1 protein-coding gene is annotated in these 425 nt (G+C 71.1%); it reads left to right on the top strand.

Annotated features, from left to right (window positions below):
- On the top strand, nucleotides 1–425 hold a 425-nt coding region (locus ACIPVK_RS21815; RefSeq protein WP_407614073.1), incomplete at both ends, for an enoyl-CoA hydratase/isomerase family protein.

Below are 425 nucleotides of genomic sequence, written 5' to 3'. Positions count from 1 at the left end.
CGGGTTCGCCCTGGGCGGCGGCAACGAGCTGGCCATGGCCTGCGACATCCGCATCGCCGCGGAGGGCGCACGCTTCGGGCTGCCGGAAACCAACCTCGGGATCATCCCGGGGGCCGGCGGCACCCAGCGGCTCACCCGGCTGGTCGGCAAGGGCCGGGCCGTCGAGCTGATCCTCACCGGGCGGCTCTTCGACGCCGAGGAGGCGCTGCGCATCGGTCTGGTCACCGAGGTCGTCCCGGCCGAGGAACTCATGGTCGCGGTGCGCAAGACCGCCGGACAAATCACGGCCAAGGGCCCGCTGGCCATCCGGCTGGCCAAGCTCGTGATCAAGAACGGCGCGGAAACCGACCAGCGCACCGGGCTGCTGCTCGAGCGCCTGGCCCAGTCGCTGCTGTATTCCAGCCATGACAAGCACGAGGGCACCA

This window comes from Paeniglutamicibacter sp. MACA_103 (genome assembly GCF_045798555.1).
Lineage (GTDB): Bacteria > Actinomycetota > Actinomycetes > Actinomycetales > Micrococcaceae > Paeniglutamicibacter.
The sequence above is the reverse complement of the archived record's forward strand: the minus strand, read 5'-3'. Positions and strand labels throughout refer to the sequence as shown.